6 protein-coding genes and 2 pseudogenes are annotated in these 6,622 nt (G+C 34.7%); 6 read left to right on the forward strand and 2 right to left on the reverse strand.

Annotated elements, in window-relative coordinates; genetic code table 11:
- Positions 1-23: 23 nt before the first annotated feature.
- The gene (locus AC1DJR_RS25185; RefSeq protein WP_002013108.1) at positions 24-452 is read right to left on the reverse strand and encodes a cell wall hydrolase; all 429 of its coding nucleotides are present in this window, start codon (positions 450-452) and stop codon (positions 24-26) included.
- A 129-nt stretch (positions 453-581) separates the two neighbouring features.
- Between AC1DJR_RS25185 and AC1DJR_RS25190 the strand changes: the two are divergent.
- From AC1DJR_RS25190 to AC1DJR_RS25205, 4 genes and pseudogenes are all read left to right on the forward strand, one after another.
- A pseudogene (locus tag AC1DJR_RS25190) lies at positions 582-1,307 on the forward strand (acetamidase/formamidase family protein); the annotation flags it as partial.
- A 121-nt stretch (positions 1,308-1,428) separates the two neighbouring features.
- Entirely contained in the window at positions 1,429-2,136 is a 708-nt protein-coding gene (locus tag AC1DJR_RS25195; protein ID WP_002127681.1) for a response regulator transcription factor, read from the forward strand.
- Positions 2,133-3,098: a sensor histidine kinase gene (locus tag AC1DJR_RS25200; RefSeq protein WP_477003775.1), complete on the forward strand. Its 966-nt coding sequence runs from the start codon at positions 2,133-2,135 to the stop codon at positions 3,096-3,098. The genes AC1DJR_RS25195 and AC1DJR_RS25200 overlap by 4 nt, the downstream gene beginning before the upstream one ends.
- Before the next feature lie 22 nt (positions 3,099-3,120).
- Entirely contained in the window at positions 3,121-3,942 is an 822-nt protein-coding gene (locus AC1DJR_RS25205; RefSeq protein WP_477003776.1) for a LysR family substrate-binding domain-containing protein, read from the forward strand.
- Between the two features lie 76 nt (positions 3,943-4,018).
- On the opposite strand, the gene AC1DJR_RS25210 is transcribed toward AC1DJR_RS25205, so the two are convergent.
- Positions 4,019-4,657, reverse strand: coding sequence for an aldo/keto reductase (locus tag AC1DJR_RS25210; protein WP_477003777.1), 639 nt, complete (start codon positions 4,655-4,657; stop codon positions 4,019-4,021).
- Between the two features lie 511 nt (positions 4,658-5,168).
- Here AC1DJR_RS25210 and AC1DJR_RS25215 point away from each other — a divergent pair.
- Together AC1DJR_RS25215 and AC1DJR_RS25220 are read left to right on the forward strand one after the other, a co-directional pair.
- Positions 5,169-6,434, forward strand: a complete 1,266-nt coding sequence (locus AC1DJR_RS25215) for an ATP-binding cassette domain-containing protein (RefSeq protein ID WP_477003778.1) — start codon at positions 5,169-5,171, stop codon at positions 6,432-6,434.
- Positions 6,435-6,453: 19 nt separating this feature from the next.
- A pseudogene (locus AC1DJR_RS25220) lies at positions 6,454-6,622 on the forward strand (GNAT family N-acetyltransferase); the annotation flags it as partial.

Below are 6,622 nucleotides of genomic sequence, written 5' to 3' on the forward strand. Positions count from 1 at the left end.
GTACTTGCGTTGCTTAATTTTTACTATCTTGAATACATTTTTGGACATTCATCACCACTTGGTTCGTAAAAGCAATGGCTTTTAAATTGCCCTGCAAACGGCTGATTATACCATTCGGGTGGACAAGCTCCAACTGGACGAAAATACCAAAGAGCCCATCGTGCTGGCCAGCGCCATTCACCTTGTAAAACTTTTCTTGCGATTTCTTTTTCTGATTCACGGGCACGTTGATAAAAGTAACCGTATTGAACTGCTTCGAATCCGCCAGGGCTTTGATATACTGCATCACGCACAGATCGAAGTTGTTTGAAATCTAAGCAATCACAAAATACACGGTTTACTACAACACATCCAACAAGTTGTTCACCTTGTCGTCCTTCGCCCTCAGCTTCAGCACGGATTAAACGTGCTAGTAAATCAACGTCACTTTCGTTGTATGGAATAAGGGGCATTGTAATACCACCTTTCTTTACCTGTTATAGTAAAGAGTGTATGTTTCAAAATGAGCTAAGTGCATTTTTCTTGAAAATAACTACTAATTTTAAAAAGGAGCTTATGCAGATAAAAGCTAATTATTATATCATATTAAAGGTGCAGAACCTGGTGATGTATTAGTCGTAACAATTGAAAAGATTAAAATTGCAGAGCAGGGTGTTTTAACTACAGGTGCGAACCTAGGTGTAATGGGTGATGAGCTAAATGAAAATACAGTAAAAATTGTCCCAATACATAATGGACATGTTTCATTTTCAAATGAACTGCAAATTCCAATTAATCCAATGATTGGTGTGATTGGTACTGCACCGAAAGAAGAGAGTATTTTATGTGGTACACCGCATGATCACGGCGGGAATATGGATTGTAAAGAAATCAAAGAAGGTACAACGTTATTATTACCTGTAAATGTTCCTGGTGCTCTTTTAGCATTAGGCGATTTACACGCTGCGATGGGTGATGGTGAAATTGGTGTTAGTGGAGTAGAGGTTGCTGGTGAGGTAACTGTAACTGTTCAGACTATAAAAGGAAAGAAATGGCCATTACCATTGGCTATTCAAAAAGAAAAAATAATGACGATTGCTTCAGAGAAATTGCTAGATGATGCAGCGAATCGTGCTGTACGTAATATGGTGACATTTTTACATGAAGAATTAGAAATGTCTAAAGCTGATGCAACTCTTTTATTATCAGCAGCAGGTAATTTAAAAATTTGCCAAGTTGTGGATCCGCTAAAAACGGCGCGGATGGAACTAGGAAGGGAATATGTGGAGAAGTTAGGATTTTCTCTAAATGCATTTCATATTAAATAAGAAAAATAGAAAAAGGATACTTTTGTATAAAAGTATCCTTTTTCTATTTTACGGATTTTGTGAAAAGAGGTAGTATTTATATAAGTATATTTGAGATTGTGGATCAAAAAGGAGTTCAGAGATGGTTAAAATTATGATTGTTGAAGATGATATGAAAATTGCGGAGCTATTATCAACATATGTTGCGAAATACGGTTACCAAGGAATTATTGTAACGGATTTTCAAAATGTGTTAGACATATTTTTAGAAGAACAACCGGAGTTAGTTTTATTRGATATTAATTTACCAAGTTTTGATGGTTACTATTGGTGTCGTCAAATTCGCGGGGTTTCCACATGTCCGATTTTATTTATTTCGGCCCGTGAAGGTACGATGGATCAAGTTATGGCATTAGAAAATGGTGGCGATGATTTTATTCCGAAGCCGTTTCATTATGAAGTTGTAATGGCGAAAATTCGTAGTCATTTAAGACGTGCTTATGGAGACTATGCACCGAAACTAGAAGAACGAATGATTGAGCAACAAGGTCTTAGTTTATATCCCGAAAGGCTTGTATTAAAACTTAGGAACCAAGAGATTGATATAACGAGAAACGAAGCCATTTTATTAGAGATGTTAATGAAAAACTATCCGCGTGTTGTGAGTAGGGAAGTATTATTAAATAAATTATGGGATAGTGAATCTTATGTTGATGATAATACATTAAGTGTAAATACAACACGTGTGCGTAAAAAGTTAAAAACGTTACAAATTGAAGGAGCAATTGAAACAATTCGTAGTGTTGGATATAGATTACATATTACTTGGGATAATGGTATGGAAAAATGATAAGGTTATTTATACGTGATCATATACCACTTATTTGTTTTACTGCGATCCAACTACTAGCCATATTCTTAGTTTATTGGTTTGATGGGCATAATCATATTTCAACGGCATTATATGCAATGTTTTTAGGTGCTTTTTTTATGGTAAGTTATTTAGTATTTCGTTATTTTACACATCGATCTTTTTATGAACGTTTAGCAAATCCGTTGCAATCTTTGGATGAATCTGTTCAAAAATCTGATTTTGCAGTTTTATCTACTGCTCTCCAAGATTTACTCGAAGTACAATATCGACATTATCAAAATCAGCTCCAGTTACAAGAGAGGAAAAATAATGATCATTTAACCTTTATGAATCARTGGRTTCATCAAATGAAAACACCTTTATCTGTAATAGAATTAATTACACAAGATGAAGTGGATTCACGTTTTGAAAGTATTAATGAGGAAACAGATAGGTTGAAAAAGGGGTTAGAGATGGCACTGTATGTCGCACGTTTAGAAGCATTTACACAAGATTTTTATGTAGAAAGAGTACAGCTACATAAAATAGTGAATGATTCCGTGCATGAACATAAACGCTTTTTTATCCGGAATTTCGTATATCCAGAGCTTGAAATTGATAAGGGGATTACTGTAGAAAGTGATGCGAAATGGTTACAATTTTTAATTGGACAAATTATATCGAATGCAATTAAATACTCATCAGGTAGTAGAGAAAAGATTAAAGTGAAAGCATGTAAGGAAGGTAATACAGTTGTACTTGAAATTACCGATAGTGGCGTAGGGATACCGAAGCAAGATTTACCAAGAGTATTYAAACCYTTCTTTACAGGAGAAAACGGTAGAGATTTTAAAGAATCAACTGGAATGGGRYTMTATCTTGTATATGAAATTACGAAACAATTAGGACATAGTGTAGGAATCCATTCAGAGRTTGGTAAAGGTACCGTTGTACTTTAGTCGTGCAGCAGAGCGGCTTAGGATGGCACAACCTCCTTTAAGYCAAGAAATTCGTAAATTAGAAGAAGAATTAGGCGTTCAACTTTTTCATCGAACAAAAAGAATGGTTGAACTTACGGATGCTGGAAAAATATTTTTAGAAGGTGCGCGGCAAACATTGCTTCAAGTAGATAGAACCATTAAAGAAACACAGCTCGCGGATGAAGGGAAGATCGGGCATTTAATCATTGGTTTTGTCGATTCTACAGAAACMGTTATAGACATATTAAAAACATTTCGAGAACGRTTTCCTAAAATWCAGCTTATATTACGYGAGATGACAACAGACCAGCAAATAAAAGCGCTMTATGAAAAACAAATTCATATTGGATTTATTCGTTCCAAGCAGAATAATGAAATATTAGTTTCCGAAGTTTGTTCTGAGGAATGTTTAAAATTAGTTTTGCATGAAGAGCATCCTTTAGTTTCATTACGTAACATTTCAATCAAATCATTAGTTGATGAACCATTTATTTTATTTCCTCGTCATTTCGGTACTAACTTTTATGATTTAATTATTAGTTACTTTTGGGAACATGGAGTAAGTTTAAATATTGTTCAAGAGGCGATCCAAATGCAAACTATTGTGAATTTAGTTGCAGCAGGAATGGGGATTTCTGTCGTTCCATCATCGGTGGAAAGCTATAAAAAATCGGGTGTCATGTATAAAGACATTCAAGAAAATACACCGAAAATAAATTTATATGTTGGATGGAGACAAGATGAAAARTCTGTCGTATTAGARAACTTCTTAACAGTTGTTAGAGAGGTTTATACGACTTCACAATTTGAATTTGAAAAGTAAARGCCCATCTTGATAGGATGGGCAGTGGTAATTTGGAAAGGGAAACTTCTATTTTTATTTTAAAGTCACTGATGATTCAACCTGTTTTACCCGGATCGTACTCAGCGAAACCTTGTAGTATATTATCAATCTGATCCATAATTTCAGGTTGCAATTTAACACTAGAAGCAATTACGTTTTCTCTTATTTGCTCCGGATTTGAAGCGCCAATAATTGCAGAGGAAACAGCTGGATTTTGTAGTACCCAAGMAACTGCGAGTTGTGGTAGGGTAAGATTAGTTTCTTGCGCGATGGGATTGAGTTTCTGAATTGCAGTGAGTACATCATCACTCATCCAACGTTGCACGAGTTTGTGGAAAAATGGTTTACCAGCATCTGAATTAGCACGCGATTGAGTCGGCAAGGGTTTACCAGGTTGATATTTTCCTGAGAGAATACCTTGTGCAAGGGGAGACCAAACAACTTGACCAAGCCCCTCACGTTGACATGTTGGTATTACATCAGTTTCAATAACACGCCACAACATCGAATATTGAGGTTGGCTAGCGACCGAATAGACATCAGCAGTATCGAACGTAGTAATTCCGACATCTAGTGCGGCTTTCACACAATCATTTGCAGTATCTTCGTTTACTTTTCCACCATGGTTAATCCAGTTCCCGTATGCAATCTTACTTACTGTTAATCCACTGTTTCCTAGTTTACTAAATTCCATTGTAGTATCCTCCTTTTAAAATGATATCTTTATTATAAGAACTGAAATGTAATATGTATAATATATAATTAATGATACATTTATATAAAAATTATATAAGAGAGAGTGCTTAGAAGTTTACTACTAAAGAAATCTAAAGCCAGTAGTATTACAGATGTTGTTTGTGTTTGATCGATATGAAGTGAAGATAAATAGACCTAAAAGAAAGCAATCATTTTCACAGCACGTATAATCGCATTTACTCATACAGTACTACTATGGTACAATATGGTTACTAACGACGGAAAGGAATGATGGGTGGACGATGATTAACTAATCTTATTTTTAAATGTTGAAATTCAATAAATTTCAATTTCTAAAAAATAGGATTAGTCTGCCCAATTTCCTTACAACGGTATTGCTATTTATTATGCGTAATAGCTTATTTGGGTATAAATATGTTAACGACTAATCCTGCCAAATTTATTTGGGAGGATTTTTTTATTCTCCCTTAATGAAAGGGATCGGTATTATGAAAGAACTTTTAAAATTAAATGATGTTTATGTTGAAATAAAGGAAAATACTTTGTTAGAGAAAATGAATGTGACAGTTAAACAAGGGGATGTTATCGGATTAATTGGTAAAAACGGTGCCGGTAAATCAACGTTACTTCAATTAATAAATGGGAAGATTGAGCCATCAAAAGGGATTGTTGAATGGCAGCAAATGAATATGACAACGGCATATGTTGAACAAGAAATAGAATCTTTTATTAGTAATGATATGATTGCAAAAGAAGCAGAACTTCTTGCGAAATGGGGCATAAAAGAATTAAGTTCATGGTCACAAAAGGCACACGCACAGTCTACAAAACAAGAAGGAGTTAAAGAGTTTTATCGTGTAAAAGCGAAGCGAATGGATGCGCAAGTGAAGTCAAAACGAAAACGTCTCGAAAAAGAGCTGGAGAAAACGAAAGTAGAACGTGTGAAAGAAGAGTATTCAGTGGAGTTCTCTATTCAAGCGAATAAAAAAGTAGGAAAACGCTTTTTAGAAGTAAAGAAATTAAAAAAAGACTTTCATGGAAAGACATTATTTGAAAACGTTAATTTTACAATCCAGCACGGTGAGAAGGTTGCGATTGTTGGACCAAACGGTAGCGGGAAAACAACATTACTGAAGATGATTATGGGAACGGAAACTGTACAAGGAGAAGTATGGATTTCACCATCTGCAAACATCGGTTATTTAACACAAGAAGTATTTGATTTACCACTGGATAAAACACCAGAAGATTTATTTTTTAAAGAGACATTTGAAGAAAGAGGAAAAGTCCAAAATTTAATGAAACATTTAGGATTCCAAGCTTCTCAATGGAAAGAGCCGATTGAGCATATGAGTATGGGGGAACGAGTAAAATGCAAGTTAATGGCTTATATTTTAGATGAAAAAGATGTACTTATTTTAGATGAACCGACGAATCACCTTGACCTCCCTTCACGTGAACAGCTTGAAAATACATTAGCTGAGTATAATGGAACACTCGTTATAGTTTCTCACGATCGATATTTTCTAGAGAAAACAACTAACACGAAACTCGTGTTTTCAAATAATACGATACAAAAGCAGCTAGAGGAACTTATTAAAACAAGAGATGATATTGAAGAGCTACGTTTAACGTTAGAAACAGAGCGACAAGAAGTATTAGGTAAATTAAGTTTCTTAACTTCTAACGATAAAGAATATAAAGAACTTGATGAACGATTTATAGAACTTACGAAGCAGATTAAGGCGCTTTAATATAATTAAGGGGATTAACATGGGAGAAGAGAGTTCGACTAATTTATTTAGAATAGACTGTGGAGATATATACTTGCAAGAGTTTACTATCAAAGATGCGGAGAGTATTTATAAAATATCGAATCAACCGGAAATAGAACAGTTTTTACCAGACTGGAAATCAACGAAAGAACAAAGGGTTAATTGGG

The sequence above is a fragment of the Bacillus sp. 05T31 genome (genome assembly GCF_056396725.1).